This window comes from Streptomyces mayteni (assembly GCF_054783955.1).
In genome coordinates, this window is the sequence record NZ_BAAGPR010000013.1 from 82,060 (window position 1) to 99,629 (window position 17,570).

General features: G+C 74.2%; 17 protein-coding genes. 9 read left to right on the plus strand and 8 right to left on the minus strand.

Annotated features, from left to right (window positions below):
* Positions 1-16 precede the first annotated feature (16 nt).
* The 5 genes from ACYVPE_RS09065 to ACYVPE_RS09085 all read left to right on the plus strand — a co-directional run bounded on the left by ACYVPE_RS09065 (position 17) and on the right by ACYVPE_RS09085 (position 4,013).
* On the plus strand, positions 17-1,033 hold the full coding sequence (locus ACYVPE_RS09065) for a Gfo/Idh/MocA family protein (RefSeq protein WP_461032932.1): 1,017 nt from the start codon (positions 17-19) through the stop codon (positions 1,031-1,033).
* Complete coding sequence (locus ACYVPE_RS09070) at positions 1,030-1,698, plus strand: bifunctional 4-hydroxy-2-oxoglutarate aldolase/2-dehydro-3-deoxy-phosphogluconate aldolase (protein ID WP_461032933.1); 669 nt, start codon at positions 1,030-1,032, stop codon at positions 1,696-1,698. The genes ACYVPE_RS09065 and ACYVPE_RS09070 overlap by 4 nt, the downstream gene beginning before the upstream one ends.
* On the plus strand, positions 1,695-2,651 hold the full coding sequence (locus tag ACYVPE_RS09075) for a sugar kinase (protein ID WP_461032934.1): 957 nt from the start codon (positions 1,695-1,697) through the stop codon (positions 2,649-2,651). The genes ACYVPE_RS09070 and ACYVPE_RS09075 overlap by 4 nt, the downstream gene beginning before the upstream one ends.
* A gap of 103 nt (positions 2,652-2,754) precedes the next feature.
* Positions 2,755-3,639, plus strand: coding sequence for a TolB family protein (locus ACYVPE_RS09080; protein ID WP_461032935.1), 885 nt, complete (start codon positions 2,755-2,757; stop codon positions 3,637-3,639).
* A gap of 158 nt (positions 3,640-3,797) precedes the next feature.
* Entirely contained in the window at positions 3,798-4,013 is a 216-nt protein-coding gene (locus tag ACYVPE_RS09085) for a hypothetical protein (protein WP_461032936.1), read from the plus strand.
* Between the two features lie 211 nt (positions 4,014-4,224).
* Here the strand turns inward: ACYVPE_RS09085 and ACYVPE_RS09090 are convergent, their stop codons facing one another.
* Positions 4,225-5,232, minus strand: a complete 1,008-nt coding sequence (locus tag ACYVPE_RS09090; protein ID WP_461032937.1) for an endonuclease/exonuclease/phosphatase family protein — start codon at positions 5,230-5,232, stop codon at positions 4,225-4,227.
* An 87-nt stretch (positions 5,233-5,319) separates the two neighbouring features.
* On the opposite strand from ACYVPE_RS09090, the gene vanR-Sc reads away from it, so the two are divergent.
* The 3 genes from vanR-Sc to ACYVPE_RS09105 all read left to right on the plus strand — a co-directional run bounded on the left by vanR-Sc (position 5,320) and on the right by ACYVPE_RS09105 (position 8,358).
* Positions 5,320-5,994 carry a VanSc-type vancomycin resistance response regulator transcription factor VanR gene (gene vanR-Sc / locus ACYVPE_RS09095; RefSeq protein WP_461032938.1) on the plus strand — a complete coding sequence of 225 codons (675 nt, stop codon included), beginning with the start codon at positions 5,320-5,322 and terminating at the stop codon, positions 5,992-5,994.
* Positions 5,987-7,105, plus strand: coding sequence for a sensor histidine kinase (locus ACYVPE_RS09100; RefSeq protein ID WP_461032939.1), 1,119 nt, complete (start codon positions 5,987-5,989; stop codon positions 7,103-7,105). The genes vanR-Sc and ACYVPE_RS09100 overlap by 8 nt, the downstream gene beginning before the upstream one ends.
* A gap of 71 nt (positions 7,106-7,176) precedes the next feature.
* Positions 7,177-8,358 carry a lipid II:glycine glycyltransferase FemX gene (locus ACYVPE_RS09105; RefSeq protein WP_461032940.1) on the plus strand — a complete coding sequence of 394 codons (1,182 nt, stop codon included), beginning with the start codon at positions 7,177-7,179 and terminating at the stop codon, positions 8,356-8,358.
* A gap of 18 nt (positions 8,359-8,376) precedes the next feature.
* Here the strand turns inward: ACYVPE_RS09105 and ACYVPE_RS09110 are convergent, their stop codons facing one another.
* The 7 genes from ACYVPE_RS09110 to ACYVPE_RS09140 form a co-directional block, all read right to left on the minus strand.
* Positions 8,377-8,688, minus strand: a complete 312-nt coding sequence (locus ACYVPE_RS09110) for a hypothetical protein (protein ID WP_461032941.1) — start codon at positions 8,686-8,688, stop codon at positions 8,377-8,379.
* 35 nt (positions 8,689-8,723) lie between these two features.
* On the minus strand, positions 8,724-10,079 hold the full coding sequence (locus ACYVPE_RS09115) for a UDP-N-acetylmuramoyl-tripeptide--D-alanyl-D-alanine ligase (RefSeq protein WP_461032942.1): 1,356 nt from the start codon (positions 10,077-10,079) through the stop codon (positions 8,724-8,726).
* A complete protein-coding gene (gene vanX, locus ACYVPE_RS09120) occupies positions 10,076-10,702 on the minus strand; it encodes a D-Ala-D-Ala dipeptidase VanX (protein WP_461032943.1) in 627 nt (208 codons plus the stop codon). The genes ACYVPE_RS09115 and vanX overlap by 4 nt, the downstream gene beginning before the upstream one ends.
* Entirely contained in the window at positions 10,695-11,738 is a 1,044-nt protein-coding gene (vanA, locus tag ACYVPE_RS09125) for a D-alanine--(R)-lactate ligase (RefSeq protein WP_461032944.1), read from the minus strand. The genes vanX and vanA overlap by 8 nt, the downstream gene beginning before the upstream one ends.
* The gene (locus tag ACYVPE_RS09130; protein WP_461032945.1) at positions 11,731-12,759 is read right to left on the minus strand and encodes a D-isomer specific 2-hydroxyacid dehydrogenase family protein; all 1,029 of its coding nucleotides are present in this window, start codon (positions 12,757-12,759) and stop codon (positions 11,731-11,733) included. The genes vanA and ACYVPE_RS09130 overlap by 8 nt, the downstream gene beginning before the upstream one ends.
* 105 nt (positions 12,760-12,864) lie before the next feature.
* On the minus strand, positions 12,865-13,671 hold the full coding sequence (locus ACYVPE_RS09135) for a hypothetical protein (protein ID WP_461032946.1): 807 nt from the start codon (positions 13,669-13,671) through the stop codon (positions 12,865-12,867).
* A complete protein-coding gene (locus ACYVPE_RS09140; protein WP_461032947.1) occupies positions 13,668-14,039 on the minus strand; it encodes a hypothetical protein in 372 nt (123 codons plus the stop codon). The genes ACYVPE_RS09135 and ACYVPE_RS09140 overlap by 4 nt, the downstream gene beginning before the upstream one ends.
* Before the next feature lie 82 nt (positions 14,040-14,121).
* Between ACYVPE_RS09140 and ACYVPE_RS09145 the strand changes: the two genes are divergently transcribed.
* Positions 14,122-17,562: a CHAT domain-containing protein gene (locus ACYVPE_RS09145; protein WP_461032948.1), complete on the plus strand. Its 3,441-nt coding sequence runs from the start codon at positions 14,122-14,124 to the stop codon at positions 17,560-17,562.
* Positions 17,563-17,570: the final 8 nt, after the last annotated feature.

A 17,570-nucleotide genomic window follows, 5' to 3' on the forward strand; every position in this document is an offset into this window, starting at 1 on the left:
CCAGGAGAACCACGCCATGACCATCCGCACCGCGATCATCGGCTTCGGCACCGGCGGGCGCGTGTTCCACGCGCCGCTCGTCGCCGCCGAACCCCGCTTCACCGTCTCGGCCATCGTGACCACCGACCCGGAACGCGTCGCCGCCGCCGGCGAGTACGCCCCGGCCGACGTCCTCGCCAGCCCGGACGAGGTGTTCGCCCGCGACGACCTCGACCTGGTCGTGATCACCAGCCCGAACGAGACGCACGCCCCGCTCGCGCGGCGGGCGATCGCCGCCGGGGTCGCGATCGTGATCGACAAGCCCATCGGGGTGTCGAGCGCTGAGGCCCGCGCCCTCGTCGAGGAGGCCGAGGCGGCCGGGGTGCCGCTCACCGTCTTCCAGAACCGCAGGTGGGACGGCGACTTCCGCACGCTCACGGAGACCCTGGCCGCCGGGGAGCTGGGCGAGGTCCACCAGTTCGAGTCGGCCTTCGAGTGGTGGAAGCCGACCCTCGGCTCGCGGTGGAAGGACGTCGCCTCCCCCGAGCAGGGCGGCGGCATCCTCTTCGACCTCGGGCCGCACCTGATCGACCAGGCCGTCCTGCTGTTCGGCGACGTCGTCGACGTGCACGCCGAGCTCGACCGCCGCCGGCCGGGCGCCGCGGCGGACGACGACGCGTTCCTCTCCCTCACCCACGCGGGCGGCGTGCGGTCGCGGCTCTGGATGAACGCCACGGCCCCCGCCAACCGGCCGCGGTTCCGGGTGCTCGGCTCGCGGGCCGTGTTCACCTCGCACGGACTCGACCCGCAGGAGGACCAGTCGAAGGCCGGCCTGCGCCCCCTCGACCCCGGGTTCGGCCTGCCGGACGACAACCGCACGGCGCTGCTCTCGGCCCCCGAAGGCGAGCGGCCGGTCCCGCTGCTGGCCGGCGAACACCTGGCGTTCTACCGGGCGCTCGGCGACGCGCTCACCACCGGGGCGCCGCTGCCGGTCGACCCCAGGGACGCGGTGCGCGGCCTGGAGCTCATCGAGGCGGCCAGGGGCCTCGGGTGACGGCGCGCCTCGCCCTTCCCGACGGGCTGCTGCGCGGCGGCGTCGTCGCGGTGCTCCGCGCGGACGACGCCGACCGGTATCTCCCGGTCTGTCGCGCCCTGGTCGAGGAGGGCGTCACCGCGCTCGAGGTCACCCTGACGACACCCGGCACGCTCGACGCCCTGCCCGCGCTGCGGGCCGCGCTCCCCGGCGCGGACATCGGCGTCGGCACGGTGCTGACCACCGACGACCTGCGCGCGGCCGTCGCCGCGGGGGCCGGGTTCCTGGTCACGCCCGTCGCCGACCCGGCCCTCGTCCGCGCGGCCAACGCGGCGGGGACACCGATCGTGCCAGGCGCGCTGACGCCCACCGAGGTGCACACGGTGTGGGCGGCGGGGGCCTCGGCGGTGAAGGTCTTCCCGGCCGCGACGGTCGGCGCCGACTACCTGGGGCACCTCGCGGGACCGTTCCCGGGGCTGGTGACGATGCCCTCGGGCGGCGTCGGCCTCGACGACATCCCGGCGTGGATCAGGGCCGGCGCGGCCGCCGTCAGCCTCGGCGGCCCGCTCCTCGGCGACGCGCTCCGCGGCGGCGAGGAACTGGTCGGCGACGCCGAGGGCGCGCTGCGGGAGCGGGCCCGCGCGGCGCTCGCGCGGGTGCGCGAGGCCAGGGGGTCCGCGCGGTGAGCGGCCGCGTCGTCACGCTCGGCGAGGCGCTCGGGATGATCCGGGTCGCGGGCCCGGACGGCTTCGAGCTCGCGGAGTCCGCCCGCATCGGCACCGGCGGCGCCGAGGCGAACGTGGCGATCGGTCTTGCCCGGCTCGGCCACGACGCCGCCTGGCTCGGGCGGGTCGGCGACGACGAGTTGGGCGCGCGCGTCAGGCGCCAGCTGCGGGCCGAGGGCGTCGAGACCCACGCCGTCACCGACCGGGAGGCCCCGACCGGGCTGATGCTCAAGGACGCCTCCCACCCGGAACGCACCGTGGTGCGGTTCTACCGGGCGGGGAGCGCCGGAAGCCGGCTCGGCCCGGCGGATCTCGCCCGACTGCGGATCGCCGACGCGGCGTGGCTGCACGTCACCGGAATCCCGCTCGCGCTCTCCGCCTCGGCGGCGGACGCGGTCCTCGGCGCCGTCGACCTCGCCCGCGCCCACGGCGTCGGCGTCTCGTTCGACGTCAACCACCGCGCCAGGCTCTGGGACTACCCGACGGCCGTGCCCAGGTACCGGGAGGTGATCTCCCGGGCGGACGTCGTCTTCGGCGGCGACGACGAACTCGGCGCGGTGGTCGGCGTCGACGCCGCCCCCGAGGACCTGGCCCGTGCGGTGCTCGCCCTCGGCCCCACGGAGGCGGTGCTCAAACGCGGTGCGCGGGGCGCCGGCGTCGCCACGCCCGCGGGCTGGGCGTGGCGGGACGCCGTCCCGGTCACCGTCGCCGACACGGTGGGCGCGGGAGACGCGTTCGTCGCGGGATACCTCTCGGCCAGGCTCGAAGGCCGGGCCCCGGGCGCCGCGCTCGACCGCGCGGTGCGCACCGGGGCCGCGGCCTGCCGCCACCCGGGCGACTGGGAGGGCGCCCTACGCGCGGCGGACCTCGACCCGGTCGCGGGTGATCCCGCGGGGGATCCCGTGTCGCGGTAGCCGCCGGAGACGTGGCCCGCCCTCCATGGGAAGACCACGCCGGGGGTCGAACACCCGCGTGCGAGACTGCTGCCCTCATCAGCGAGTGCGAAGGAGGCCGGGCGTGAGCGGACGGCGACTGGCGGACGGGCAGCGTTCCCGGATCCGGATCTGGGACCGGGCCACCGGGACCGTGCGCACGGTCCACGAATCCCGGGACCGGCTGTACGAGGCGCCCAACTGGACCCACGACGACCGCCTGCTCGTCAACGCCGACGGGCTCCTGTGGACCCTCCCCACCGACGGCACGGCCGCGCCGGAGGCCATCCCCACCCCGGGGCTGCCCGACGTCAACAACGACCACGTCCTCGCCCCGGACGGCGCCACCGTCTTCGCGTCGGCGAACGACCGGCACATCTGGCAGGTGCCGCTCGCCGGCGGCACCCCCCGCCGGATCACCGGCGACGAGCACGCCATGCACTTCCTGCACGGCGTCAGCCCCGACGGGCGGCGGCTCGGCTACATACGGCTCGAACCCGAGGGCGACAACTGGTGGGCCTCGGCCACCGTCCACACCATCGGCACCGACGGCCGCGACGACACCGCCGTCACCACCCACCCCGGCCCCGCCGACGGCTGCGAGTGGACGCCGGACGGCGCCTGGATCCTCCTCAACACCGAGCAGTTCTCCGACGCCCCAGGCCACGCCCAACTGGCCAGGATCAGGCCTGACGGCACCGGCCTCGAACAACTCACCTTCGACGAGCGCGTCAACTGGTTCCCGCACCCCGCGCCCACCGGCGATGTCGCCGTCTACCTCAGCTACCCGACGGGCACCACCGGCCATCCGGCCGACCTGCCCGTCGAGCTCCGCCTCGTCGCGACCGACGCCTGGCAGGACCCCACCACGCTGGTCGCGCTCCAGGGCGGCCAGGGCACCATCAACGTCCCCAGCTGGGCACCCGACGGATCCGCCTTCGCCTACGTCGACTATCCCGTCACCGACTAGCCGCTCCGGGAGCCCCACCGCGCCGCCGAACGCCGCCGCGACGCCGAACATCGCCCGGCCGCGAGGGGCGTGCGTTCCGCACGGCCCATTCGTGACAGCCGCCACTGTCGGCCGTCCCCGGCCTGCTGGAAGCCTCTTGTCCGTGCCGAAGGAGGGCCATGGACAAGCGGTACGAGGTCTTCTGTCTCATCGACAGGTGTTTCTACGACACCCCGGAACGTCTGGCGCTGCACTCGGACGGCCGGGTGCGGGCCGAGGAGTCGTACGAGACGGCGCGGCGCCAGGTGCCCGAGGGCTGGCGCGATTCCGCGACCAGGGGAAGCACAAGGGCGTGCGAGGGGCGCGCGTTATTCTTTACGCGCCCCCTAGAGTGAACTGCGGGATAAGCAAGGCGACTTCGCGGCCGGTGCGCGGCGCATTCGCAAAGGCGCCGAGCGCCGTTGACCGGCCGGCCAGCCAACGGCGGACATGTCGATTCCCGAGGGGCGCGCGCACTCCCTGGACCTCTCGGGTGAGCGCTCACCGAACGCGCCACATACCGCGAGCGCGCGGCCGCACACTCGCGGAGCCGTCACGCCGCGGTGGTCACCAGCTGATGCCGGCCGCCACGGGCAGGTGGTCGCTCCCGGTGGCGGGCAGGACCCACGAACTGTCCGGCACCACGCCCCTGACCAGGATCTGGTCGGTCCGCACCACCGGGAAGTCCGCCGGCCAGCTGAAGCCGAAGCCGTCCCCGGCCTCCTCCTGGGCCGAGTCAAGCCGCGCGGTGAGGCCGTCGAACGCGCGGTCGTCCACGGTGCCGTTCAGATCGCCGAGCAGCACCACCCGCTCGTTCCGCTCGGCGGCGATCGCGTCGGTGAGCGCCCGGGCGCCGGAGTCCCGCGAGGCCGTCCAGAAGCCGTTCCTCGGGAAGACCCGCACGGACCCGAGGTGGGCCACGTACACCGCGAGCGGCCCCCGGTCCGCGGCCACCGTGGCACGCAGCGCCCTGGTGGTGTCCAGCGTGACGGTGACCGGCCGGACGTCCGAGAGCGGCAGCGTGCTCCACAGCCCGACGGTGCCCAGCACCACGTGGTACGGGTACGTCTCCGCCAGCTCCCGCTCGTACACGCCCCTGGTCTGCTCGGGCAGCTCCTGCAGGGCCAGCACGTCCGCCCCCGAGGCGGCCAGCTCGCGGGCGGTGCCGGCCGGGTCGGGGTTGTCGGCGTTGACGTTGTGGCTGGCCACGGTGAGGTCGCTGTCCTGGTGGGTCCTGTCGACGAGCAGGCCGCCGAAGAGGTTCGTCCACACCATGACGGGCAGGAGCAGCGCGGTCACGGCGGAGGCGGAGCGGCGCCAGAGCGCGGCGGCCAGCAGCACCGGGACGGGCAGGCCGAACCAGGGCAGGAAGGTCTCCACCAGGCTGCCGAGGCCCCCGCGGTCGGTGATCCGCCCGTGCAGCAGCATGAGGAGGCCGAGCAGCAGCGCCAGCGCGGCGAGCACCAGGCCGCGCCGCCAGGGCTCCGGCCGGGAGACGAGCGTGATCGCCGCCCGGCGGAGACCCCCGCGCCAGGCGGCGGCCCGCCCGGTGCCGAGGGTGGGAGTTTCCTTCATTCCGCCAGAAAAGGCGGCGCCGCGTTGCCGGCGAGTATGCGTTTTTCGATACGGGGACGATATACGCCGGCTTGTAATATCACCTGCATGCGTGTGTTGATTGTCGAGGACGAGCCGTATCTGGCGGAGGCCATCCGCGACGGCCTGCGCCTGGAGGCGATCGCGGCCGATATCGCGGGCGACGGCGACACCGCTCTGGAGCTGCTGAGCGTCAACGCCTACGACATCGCCGTCCTCGACCGCGACATCCCGGGACCCTCGGGTGACGAGATCGCCGAACGCATCGTCGCCTCAGGCAGCGGCATGCCGATCATCATGCTCACCGCGGCCGACCGGCTCGACGACAAGGCGTCCGGATTCGAACTCGGCGCGGACGACTATCTCACGAAGCCCTTCGCACTCCGAGAACTCGCGCTCAGGCTCCGCGCGCTCGACCGCAGGCGCGCCCACAGCAGACCTCCCGTGCGGGAGATCGCGGGCCTGCGGCTCGATCCCTTTCGCCGGGAGGTCTTTCGGGACGGCCGCTATGTCGCGCTGACCAGAAAGCAGTTCGCGGTGCTCGACGTCCTCGTCGCCGCCGAGGGCGGAGTCGTCAGCGCCGAGGAACTCCTGGAACGCGCGTGGGACGAGAACGCCGACCCGTTCACCAACGCCGTGCGCATCACCGTCTCGGCGCTCCGCAAGCGTCTCGGCGAGCCGTGGATCATCGCCACCGTGCCGGGCGTCGGCTACCGCATCGACACCGGCGGCGGCCGTGAATAGAAGGCCGGGGCCCAGCGCCCGACTGAAACTCACCGTGAGCTACGCCGGATTCCTCCTGGTCGCCGGCGTGCTCCTGCTGGCCGTGATGTGGATATTCGCGCTGCGCTGGATACCGACCGAGGACGCCGATTCCGTCCCGGGGACGTTCCGCGGCGTCATCATCATTGGGCCGAACCGCTCCGACCTCCTGAGCGGCTTCGCCCCCGCCGCGGCGGCGGCACTCGGCTTCCTGCTGGTGTTCGGCCTCCTTGGCGGGTGGATTCTCGCCGGCCGGATGCTCGCGCCCCTCACCCGGATCGCCGACGCGACCTGGAAGGCCACGAACGGATCGCTCTCCCACCGGATCCGCATGGAGGGCCCGAGGGACGAGTTCCGCGAACTCGCCGACCGGTTCGACACGATGCTCGAACAACTCGAATCCCAGGTCGCCGAACAACAGCGGTTCGCCGCGAACGCCTCCCACGAGCTGCGTACCCCGCTGGCCGTCTCGAAGGCCCTGCTCGACGTGGCCCGCACCGATCCGAGTCGCGACACCGGCGAACTCGTCGACCGCCTCCACGCCGTCAACACCCGGGCGATCGAACTCACCGAGGCGCTGCTGCTGCTCAGCCGCGCCGGGCAGAGGTCCTTCACCCGGGAGGAGGTCGACCTGTCCCTCGTCGCGGAGGAGGCCACCGAAACGCTGCTCCCCTTCGCGGAGAAGCACGGCGTCACCATCGAGTCCGACGGCGGCGACCTCACCCCCACCACCGGCTCGCAGGCGCTCCTGCTGCAACTGACCACGAACCTCGTGCACAACGCGATAGTCCACAACCTGCCGGACGGGGGCACCGTGTGGATCACCACCGGCGTCCGCTCCGGAACCGCGGTGCTCACCGTCGAGAACACCGGCGAGCTGATCACCCCCCAGCTGGCCTCGACACTCACCGAACCCTTCCAGCGCGGCACCGAGCGCGTGCACACCGACCAGGCCGGCGTCGGCCTCGGGCTGGCGATCGTCAGGACCATCGCCCACGCCCACGACGGCACGCTCGCTCTCACCCCCCGCCCCGCCGGCGGGATCCGCGTCACCGTGGAACTCCCCGTGCGGGCCCCGCACTCCGACGGCTGACGCCGCGGATATCGTCCGCGTATCGAAATCCGCATACGCGCCGGCAACGCGACGCCGCCTTGACTGGCGGCATGTCCTACCGCGAACCAGCACGCACCGCACGCCACATGTCCAGGGACGCGGGCGTGGGGGTCACCGTCCGGCCGATCAGCGCCGCCGAGCACCTGGCGTTCGTGCGGGCGCGGAGGTCGGTCAGCTTCCTCCAGACCCCGGCCTGGGGCCGCGTCAAGACCGAGTGGCGCGCCGAGTCCCTCGGCTGGTTCCAGGGACGGGAGTTGGTGGGGGCCGGGCTCGTCCTGCACCGCCCGGTGCCGCGGCTCGAGCGCTACACGCTGGCCTACCTGGCGCAGGGCCCGGCCATCGACTGGAGCGGCGAGATCGGCGCGTGGCTCGACCCGCTGGCGGCGTATCTCAAGGCGCACGGCGCGTTCGCGATCCGGCTCGGCCCGCCGGTGCGCACGGACACCTGGAGCGCCGAGCGGGTCAAGGAGGGCGTCGCCGACCCGGGCGTCAGGCGGCTCACCGAGCTGCCCGACCGGGAGACCGACCCGGTGGGCGGCCTGGTGACGAGCCGGCTCAGGGACGCCGGCTGGCTGCCGCGCAGCCCGGAGGACGGCTTCGGGGCCGGGCAGCCGCAGTTCACCTACGAGATCCCGCTGGCCGGCAGGACCGAGGACGACGTGCTCGGGGGCATGAACCAGCTCTGGCGCCGCAACATCAGGAGGGCGGCGAAGGAGGGCGTCGAGGTCACGGCGCACGGGGTCCCGACCGGTGCGGACCTGAGGGCGTTCCACGAGCTCTACGTCCACACCGCCGAGCGCGACCGCTTCACGCCCCGGCCACCGCACTACTTCGCGACCATGTTCGCGGAGCTGAGCGCCGAGGCCCCCGAGCGGATCAGGCTCTATCTGGCCCGCCACCGGGGCGACCTGGTCGCCGCCACCATCCTGGTCCGGGTGGGCACCCACGCGTGGTACACCTACGGCGCCTCCGCCACCGAGAAGCGCGAGGTGCGCGGCTCCAACGCCTGCCAGTGGGCGATGATCCGCGACTCGCTGGCGGCCGGCTGCGACGTCTACGACCTGCGCGGCATCACCTCCACCCTCGACGCGGAGGATCCGCACGTGGGGCTGATCCGGTTCAAGGTCGGCACCGGCGGCCGGGCGGTGCGGTACGTCGGCGAATGGGACCTGCCGCTGCGGCCGACGATCTACCGGGCCTTCGACCTCTTCATGCGGCGACGCGGACGCTGATCGTCCACCGGAGCGGTCCTACGGTATGTCGTCGACGTCGACGACGACGCAGGCGTGGATCACGTCCTCCGGTGCGCTGGGGCCGCCGCACTCCTCCGCCATCCACTCGTTCCACTCCCGCTGGTCCCACCCCCGCTCGGCCCAGCCGAAGTCCGCCACGCCGCCCTCGGACGGCGGCGAAACTTCCAGGCTCGGCTCGGCCGGCTCGCTCGTCGTCGCCGGCTCCGGCGGGTGCGGCGTGGTGCCCACGGGCGCGCAGCCGGCGGTCAGCAGCGCGAGGGTGAACAGCGTTGCCACGGTGGCCGGTTGGGCATGGTGGGCGCGAGGCATGGGGCGCAGCCTAGTGCCGCCCGTCCGGTACACGCTCACTGTGCGCGGCGGACGAGCGCCGCGGCGATCTCGTCGAGGGCCGCCCCGCGGGACGCCTTGACCAACACCACGTCTCCGGCGGCGAGTCGGCCGCGCAGCCAGTCGACGGCCGCGGCGTTGTCGGCGAGCGCCACCGCCCGCTCCCCCGCGCCCTCGGCGATCGGCCGGGCGGCCGGGCCGACCGCGACCACCACGTCGGCCAGGGTGGCGGCGTACCGCCCGACGGCGCGGTGCTCGGCTTCGCCGGTGGCGCCGAGTTCGAGCATCTCGCCGAGGACGGCGATGCGGCGCCGGCCCTCGACCGCGGCCAGCGCGTCCAGCGCGGCGCGGGTCGAGTCGGGGTTCGCGTTGTAGGAGTCGTCGAGCAGCGTCGCGCCGCCGGCGAGCTCGTGCCGCTCGAGCCGCCACCTCGACAGCGAGGCGGTGGCCAGCGCCGCCGCGGTCGCGTCGAGGGGGACGCCGGCGGCCAGCCCGGCGGCCGCCGCGGCCGCCGCGTCGAGCGCCTGGTGGGCGCCGACGAGCGGCAGCGCCAGGCGGGCGGAGGCGTCGGCGGTCACCAGCGTGCAGGACGGCCGGCCGAGTCGGTCGAGCGTCAGGTCGAGCACGCGCACGTCGGCGTGGGCCGCCCGGCCGAAGGTCAGCACGGGTCCTTCGGTGAGCGCGCGCATCGCGGCCACCCGGGGGTCGTCGGCGTTGAGGACGGCGGTGCCGCCGGCCGCCAGCCCCCGCACCAGCTCGCCCTTGGTCCTGGCGATGGCCTCGCGCGACCCGAACTCGCCGAGGTGGGCCTGGCCGACGTTGAGGACGACGGCGACGTCGGGGGCGACCAGGCCGGTGAGTGCGGCGATGTCGCCGAGGTGGCGGGCGCCCATCTCCAGGACGAGGAACCGGGTGTCCTGGTCGGCGCGGAGCATGGTGAGCGGCACGCCGAGCTCGTTGTTGAGCGAGCCGATCGTGGCGACCGTCGGCGCGGCGCCCGACACCACGGCCGCCAGCAGGTCCTTGGTGCCGGTCTTGCCCTGGGAGCCGGTCAGCGCGAGGACGCCGAGCCCGCCGCGCAGCCGGGCCACGACGTGGGTGGCGAGCGCCCGCAGCGCGGCCCCGGCGTCCTCGACGACGACGGTGGGCAGCGCGGTGGGCTTCGAGCCGAGCACGGCCACGGCGCCGGCCAGGGCGGCCTGGCCGGCGTAGGCGTGGCCGTCGACACGGGCGCCGACGAAGGCGACGAAGAGGCCGCCCGGCTGGGCCAGTCGGCCGTCGAGCACGGCCGGCGCGGTCACCGTCACGGCGGCGTCGCCCGCGACCCTCCCCCCGACGACGGCGGCGATCTCGCCGAGGCCGAGCGGGATCACGCCCGACCGCCGGAGTACGCGACGGGAAAGTCGAAGTAGGTGTCCGGATAGGGTTCCTCGCCGAGCGTGTAGTGCCACCACTCGCAGGCGTACGGGCGGAAACCGCAGGTCTCCATGACGGAGAGGAGACTCCGGCGGTTCGCCGCCTCGACCGGCGTGATGCCCGCCGCCCCGTGGTGGGAGATCGGGTCCATCAGGTCATGGCCGCCGCCCATGGCGGCGAGTTCGCCGGTGGCCAGGTGGTAGAGCGTCAGATCGACCGTGCTGCCCCGGCTGTGTCCCGACCTGGCGGCCACATAGCCGTGTCCGAACATGTCGGCCCGGTCGATGTTCGGATAGTGTCGTGGCTTCGTCCGGCCGTCCTCCGGCTGTCGCGACCAGCGGACGAAGCAGTCCACGGCGCTCTGCGGGCGGTAGCCGTCCCAGAGGAGCAGGCCGAAGCCGAGGGACGCGGCCTGCTCCCGCGCCCTGGCCAGGGCCGCGCACAGCGCACGGGTGCCGACGACGCGGTTCGCCAGGTATCCGTCCACCGGCTTTCCGGTGAAGTTGTCCCAGGTGGCGTACTTGGCGTCCCAGCGCACTCCGGGGACGCACTCGTCGAGGAAGACGAAGTCGTCATTCATCGGCTTTGCCCGCCAACGCCAGCGACACCAGCCGGTCGATCACCTCGGCGAGCGGCAGCCCGGCGGCGGCCATCATGCGCGGATAGCGGCTGTAGGAGGTCATGCCCGGCAGGGTGTTCACCTCGTTGAGGACCACCCTTCCGTCCTCCGTGAGGAACATGTCCACCCGCGCGAGGCCCCGGCAGCCCAGGGCGCGGTACGCGGCCTTCGCCGTCTCCTGGACGAGGGAGCGCGACGCCGCCGGGATGTCGGCGGGAACGACGGGGGTCGCGTTCTCGGAGCCGCTCTCCGGGTCGTCCTCCTGATGGATCCTGAAGAAGCCGTGGGAGAGCGCCATCCGGTCCACCTCGCCGGCGATCAGGTCGGGGGCGTTCCCCAGCACGGCGCAGCCGACCTCGCTACCGACGACCGCCTCCTCGATCAGCACCTTCGCGTCGTACCGCCTGGCGGTCTCCAGCGCGCTCGGCAGTTCCGCCCTGCCGGACACCTTGCTGACGCCGAAGGACGATCCGGAACGGGCCGGCTTCACGAAGGCGGGATAGCTGAGCCGGTCGGCGTCGACGCTCTCGTTCGCCGTGACCGTCCGGAAGTCCGGCGTGGCGATTCCCGCGCTTCGCGCGACCAGATAGGTGAGGGACTTGTCCATGCACAGGGCGGAACTCTGCACGTCGCAGCCCACGTAGGGGATGCCGGCGAGTTCGAACAGCCCCTGTATCGCACCGTCCTCGCCGAGCCTGCCGTGCAGGACGGGCAGCACGACGTCAAGCCGGATCGCGCCGTATCGCCCCTGCTCGAGGACGAGCAGCCCGCCCACGCCCGGGTCGGGCGACAGCACGGCGGGACGGCACCTCCCGTTCTCCCAGTCCGCGTCGGGGCCTTCGCAGAGCTGCCAGGCGCCGCTCCGCGTGATCCCGACGTAGAACGGTTCGTACCTGTCGAGGTCGAGGCTACTGGCGACCTCCCGCGCCGACTTGACGGAGACCGGGTGTTCCTCGGAACGGCCCCCGAATATGACGCCGACCTTCAACCTATCCATGCTCGTTCCCCTTCTCGAATATCAGACAGTTGGCGAGGGAGTTCTCCACGGTGTCGCGCAGGGCGTGGTCCGTGTAGTAAGCGGTGTGCGGGGTGATGAGCACGTTCGGCAGCCGCCGCAGCCGCGACAGCGCCTCGTTCTCGATGGGTTCGCCGCCGCGGTCGGCGTAGAAGATGCCCTCCTCCCCTTCGAGGACGTCCAGCGCCGCGCCGCCGAGTCGCCCGCTCTCCAGGGCCGTCACCAGGGCCTCGGTGTCGATGAGCGCACCGCGCCCGGTGTTGACGACGAACGCGCCGGGCCGCAGCCGCCCGATGCGGCGGCGGTCGAGGAGGTGGTGGGTGGCGGCGTCCAGCGGCACGTGGAGCGTGACGAGGTCGCTCAGCTCCAGCAGCGCGTCGAGCGGTACGTGGTCGGCGGCGGCGGTGGGGCGGTTGCTGTGGGCCAGCACCCGGCAGCCGAAGCCGCGCAGTCTCTCCAACACCGCCGTGCCGATCCGCCCGGTTCCGACGACGCCGACGGTGAGATCGCGGAGTTCCCTGCCGCGGGTCTCGTTCAGCCGGTAGTCGTGGACGGCCGCGCGGCGGACGGTCGATCCGGCGTTCCGCACGGCCATCAGCATCAGCATCAGCGTGTAGTCGGCCACGCTGTCCGGCGAGTAGCCGACGTTCCCCACGGAGATGCCGACACCGGCCGCGTACTCCAGGTCGACGTGGTCGTATCCGACGCTCCGGGTGGAGAGGTACGCCACGCCCGCCCGGCTGAGCGCGCGAAGCGTGGTCCGGGTGATCCGCGTCCGGTGGCCGACGCTGACGCAGCGGTTTCCGAACGCGAGGTGGACGTTGGCCTCGGACACCGCCGCCGCCGTGAGGGTCGGGACGACGCCGAGGCGGGGCGCCAGCTCGCGGAAGAGCGCGGCCTCGTCCTGCCCGCAGCCGTAGACGGTGATTCCCGTCGTCGGGACGGTCGACGCCGGCGATCGGCTGCGGCGGTCCTTCGTGGGTGCTGGCTGGCGGTAGGTCATGCCCCGAGTCAAGGCGGCGCGGTGTTGCCGGCACGTATGGGGTTTTCGATATGCCGGCGATACGTCACCGGCGGGTGGCCGGCCGGACCCCCGGTGGGTCGCGCGTCAGGCCCGCTTGTTGAGGACGTCGTTGATCCGCAGGCCCTCCGCCGGGGTGATCCGTCCGTGCGGAAGGTCGAAGCCGAGCGCCTCGGCCAGCTGCCGCTGGTGGGTGTCGACGGCGGCCTCCACCAGGTCCGCGAGCGCCGCCCCCGAGGCGCGGCCCCTGCGCCAGCCGACGAGGACCAGGGCCGCGCCCGCCGGCAGCGCCGGCCACCAGAGGAGACCGAGGAGCAGGGTGAGCAGCCCCCAGGCGGTGGTCTCGGACGACGCCTGGTAGCGGGAGTACGCGGAGCCGATCAGCGGCCTGACGGTCTCCGGCAGCAGCAGCCACAGCCGGGGCCAGGCCAGGGCCACCGAAAGGCCGTACTGGGCGTCCACCCGCTCGTCGACCAGCCGGAAGCGGTCCCCGATCTCCGTGACCCGCGCCGGGAGATACCGCTCGGGGCCGCGGTGGCCCGCCCGCTCCCGCGCGGCGAGGGCCCGCTCCCGCCGCCTCCGCACCCAGCGTGCGGGGCGGCGGGCGACCCACCCGCGCCGCACGGCGACCGCGAGCCCCTGCACGGCCAGCCCGGAGGCGGTGGCGGCCAGCAGGCTGCCGGTCACCGTGAGGGCCGTCGCCGCCGGGCGGTTCGTGACCCGCTCGGCGAGCCGGGTGAGTTCGTCGGCGAGGTGCGGCGGGTCGAGCGCCGCGCCGTGGCCGAGCAGCACCCCGCACACCGCGGCGGCGAAGAACAGCAGGCCGGGCAGGAGCAGGGCGCCCATCCAGCGGTCGGCGAGCTTCTTGCCGAACTCCGCCAGGACCGCGTTCATCGTCCGGGCTTCGCGCGCAGGATCATCGGCGCCTCGTCCACCTGGCAGCGCGGCTCCCGGCCCGAGTCGTCGGCCGGTGCCCGGCGCGAGCAACGCCGCGACGGGCAGTGGTAGTCGCCCTGGACGAGCACCGGGTCGAGGCCGAACTCGTCGAGCCGGTCGACGTCACGGGTGTGCTTCTCCGGTTCCTCGCGGGCGGGGAAGCCGAGGCGACGGCAGATCGGGGCCGCGGGCTCTCCGCGCCGCACCGCGTCCACCGCCTCGTCGATCCACGCCAGCACTTCCTCGTCACCCAGCGCGCCCTCGCGCAACTCGGGTGCGACAGCGCACAGCCACCCCGCGGCGACCCGGTCCTCAGCGGTGGGCACGGCGTGTTTCCTTCCTTCCGAAGACTCAACGACCCTGATCTCCTACGGTAGTCGGGCAGCCGGCGCGACGGGGGGCGGTCGAGTGGATCTCGGGGAAGCCGTGAACGCGGCGTGGGAACGGGTCGAACGGTGGGAGCGCGAGGGCGACCGGGAGGCGGTCGTGGGGCCCGGCGTGCTCGCCGTGGCGGGACGGCTGTGGCAGGCCGTCCTCTTCCGGGACGGCAACACCCTTGAGGTGGTGCACGCCCTGGCCAGGCTGCACGGGGCGCGTGCGGTGGTGCCGGGCCTCGGCGGCCCCGTCGACGACTTCTCGTGCGCGCTGACGCTGTACGCGGCCATCGAGGGCGTGGAGTCGGTCCGGGTCCCCGACGAGCTGCGGCGCCACCCCGCCTGGTCCTCGTGGCCCCTGCCGCTCTCCCATATCGGGCCCGAGCACTGGGGGCGGATGGCGATCCGGTCCCTGAAGGAGGCACAGGTCGACTGGGACGTCGCCAAGCTCGACGCGGTGGTCGAGCTGCTGGGCGGCACGGTCGAGGCGTACCCACGGGACCACGAGTACTGGGCCGGCGACCTGTCCAACCTGAGCCTGGCCCTGCACATGCGCTACTTCGCGCGCGGCGACCCGGCGGACCTCGACCGGGCGGAGCGGGCGGCGCGGGCGGCGGTCAGGGCCACCGAGCCCGGGCACCCCGACCTGCCGAACCGCCTCGACAACCTCAGCGGAGTCCTCCAGTACCGGGCCCAGCGCACCGGCGACGCCGCCGCGTGGACCGAGGCGGTCCAACTCAGCGCCCAGGCCGTGCGGAGGACGCCGCCCGACCACCGAATCCGCCCGATGCTGGAGGAGAAGCTCGCCGGCGCGCGCCTCGGACGGTCAGGCGTGACCGGGGACGTGGACGAACTCGACCAGGCCATCGCCGACTTCGAAGGGCTGGTGGCGCGGACGCCCGAGAACGACCCGGCCATCCTGAGCCGTTGGGGTCGACTCGGAATCGCCTACCGGCGGCGGTACCTCCGCACCGGCGATCCGCGCCCGCTGCACCGGGCCGTCGAGTTGCTGACCAGGGCCGCCGACAGCACGCCGGTCGGCGCGCCCGACCGCGAGGCGGCCCTGACCGCCCTGAGCGAGGTGCTGCTCTGCCGGTTCCAGGAGACCGGAGACGCCCGTGACCTGGACGACGCCGTCTACACGGCGGAGCGCTCCGTCGAGGAGGGTCCTGGCACGGCGGCGGGCACCGCGGGAGCCGCCCGCCGCGCGGAGAGCCTGCACGCGCTGGGCGACGCGCTGTTCGCCGCCGCCGAGTACACCGGGGATCCTTCGCTGCTCGACCGCTCCGTCGAGGCGTTCCGCGCGGCGGTGGGCACCCGCACGACCGACGCGCGCCAGCCGGACAATCCGCGGACGGCGGCGTACCGGAGCGGTCTCAGCCGCGCCCTCATGGCCCGGCGCTTCCAACCGCTCGGCGTGGTGACGCCGTTCGGGATGACGGACCTCGTCCACGAGCGGGCCCGGGCGCGGTGGGAGCGCGCCGAGGAGGCCGGGGAGGTGCTGGAGGCCGCGGTGCTCGAAGACCTCGACGAGGCGTACGAGCACCGGCTGCGCGCGGTCGAGCGTGCCGAGCCCCACCATCCGGACCTCGGCCTGCACCTCACCGGCCTGAGCACGGTCGCGTACGCCCGCGGTGTGGTGCGCGACCGGCGGGACGACGCCGAACGAGCCCTCGAACTCGCCGAGCGCGCCGTGCGGGTGACGCCGGCCAGGCACCCGCACCGGGCCGAGGCGGTGCTGCACCTCGCCGCCCTGCTGCCCGAACTCGGCGGGGAGGCCGGGGCCGACCGGGCCCTGTCCCTGTACCGGGCGCTGCTGGCCGACCCCGCGACGCCTTCCACCTCGCGCCTCGCGGCCGCCGCGCTGGCCGCGCGGGCGCTGTGCCGGCGCGGTGCCTGGGCGGCCGCCGTCGAGCAGTACGCCGGGGCGCTCGATCTGCTGCCCTCGCTGGTCACCCCCGCGCTCGCCCCGCGCGCCCAGGAGGAGTCGCTGGCCCGCTGGAGCGGACTCGCCACGGAGGCCGCGAGTTGCGCGATCGCCGCCGGGGACCGGGACCGCGCCGTGGAACTGCTGGAGCAGGGCCGTGGCGTCCTCTGGTCCCAACTGCTCAACTCCCGCACGGAACTGGGCGAGCTGGCCGCCGCGGAGCCCGAGCTGGCCGGCCAGCTGACCGCCGTCGAGCGGGAGTTGAACGCCCCGCCGCGGGCCGAGACCCCCGAACCGTGGTGGGACCGGATCGCCGACCGGCGTCTCACGCTGGCCGCGGAGCGCGAGGAACTCGTCTCCCGGGTCAGGGCGTTGCCCGGTTTCGAGGGCTTCAGGCGCCCGGCCGGCAGCGCGGAACTCCGCGCGGCGGCCGCGGCCGGCCCGATCGTGCTGATCGTCTCCAGCCAGTGGCGGACCGACGCCCTGCTCTTCACCACCGCCGGCACCAGGGCGGTGCCGCTCGACGTCGACCAGGCGGAGCTCCTGACCAGGACCGAGCGCTATCTGACGGCGCTCCACCAGTACGAGACGGGACCACGCGACGCCCTGGCCCAGGTCAAGCTCAACCTCATGGTGACCCGCACGCTGGAATGGCTGTGGCGGGACATCGCCGAACCCCCGCTGCGGGCACTGGAGATCACCGGCCCACCGCCGCCCGGCGGGACCCGCCCGCGCCTGTGGTGGTGTCCCACCGGCCTCCTGGCCCTGCTGCCGCTGCACGCCGCCGGGCTCCCCGACACCGGTCCTGACACCGGTCCTGACACCGACACCGACACCGACAACGACACCGGCGCCACCGCACCGGCCGGCGACCGAGTCCAGGACCGGGTGACGCCCTCGTACACGCCCACCCTGCGCGCCCTGCTCGACGGCCGGGCCGCCGCCCGCCCGGCCGCCCCCGAGGACCGGATGCTGGTGGTGGGCCTGCCGTTCACCCCGGGGCACCGCCCGCTCCCCCAGGTCGAGGACGAACTCGCCGTGCTGGCCACGGCGGTCCCCGACGCGACGGTGCTGCGCGACGCGCGGGCGAACCGGCGGGCGGTGCGGGAGGCGCTGCGCACGCACCGCTGGGCACACCTGAGCTGCCACGGCGGCCAGGACCTGGCACGTCCCTCGCAGGGCGGTGTGGTGCTGCACGACGCGATGCTGACGGTGGCCGACCTCCGCTCCGACGGGTACGCGCAGGGGGAGTTCGTCTTCCTCTCCGCCTGCCAGACGGCCCTCGGCGGCCTCGCGGTGCCCGACGAGGCCATGGCCGTCACCAGCGCCTTCCAGTACACCGGCTGGCGGCAGGTCGTCGGCACCCTGTGGTCGGTCGGCGCCGTCACGGCCGCCGAGGTGACCGCCGACCTCTATCACGCACTCGCCACCGATGGGACCCTGGACGCGGGCGAGGCGGCGCTGGCCCTGTGCGAGGCGGTGCGGCGACTGCGGGAGGCCGGCCATCCGCCGCGCGTCTGGGCGCCGTTCGCGCACGCCGGGATCTGACCCGCCTC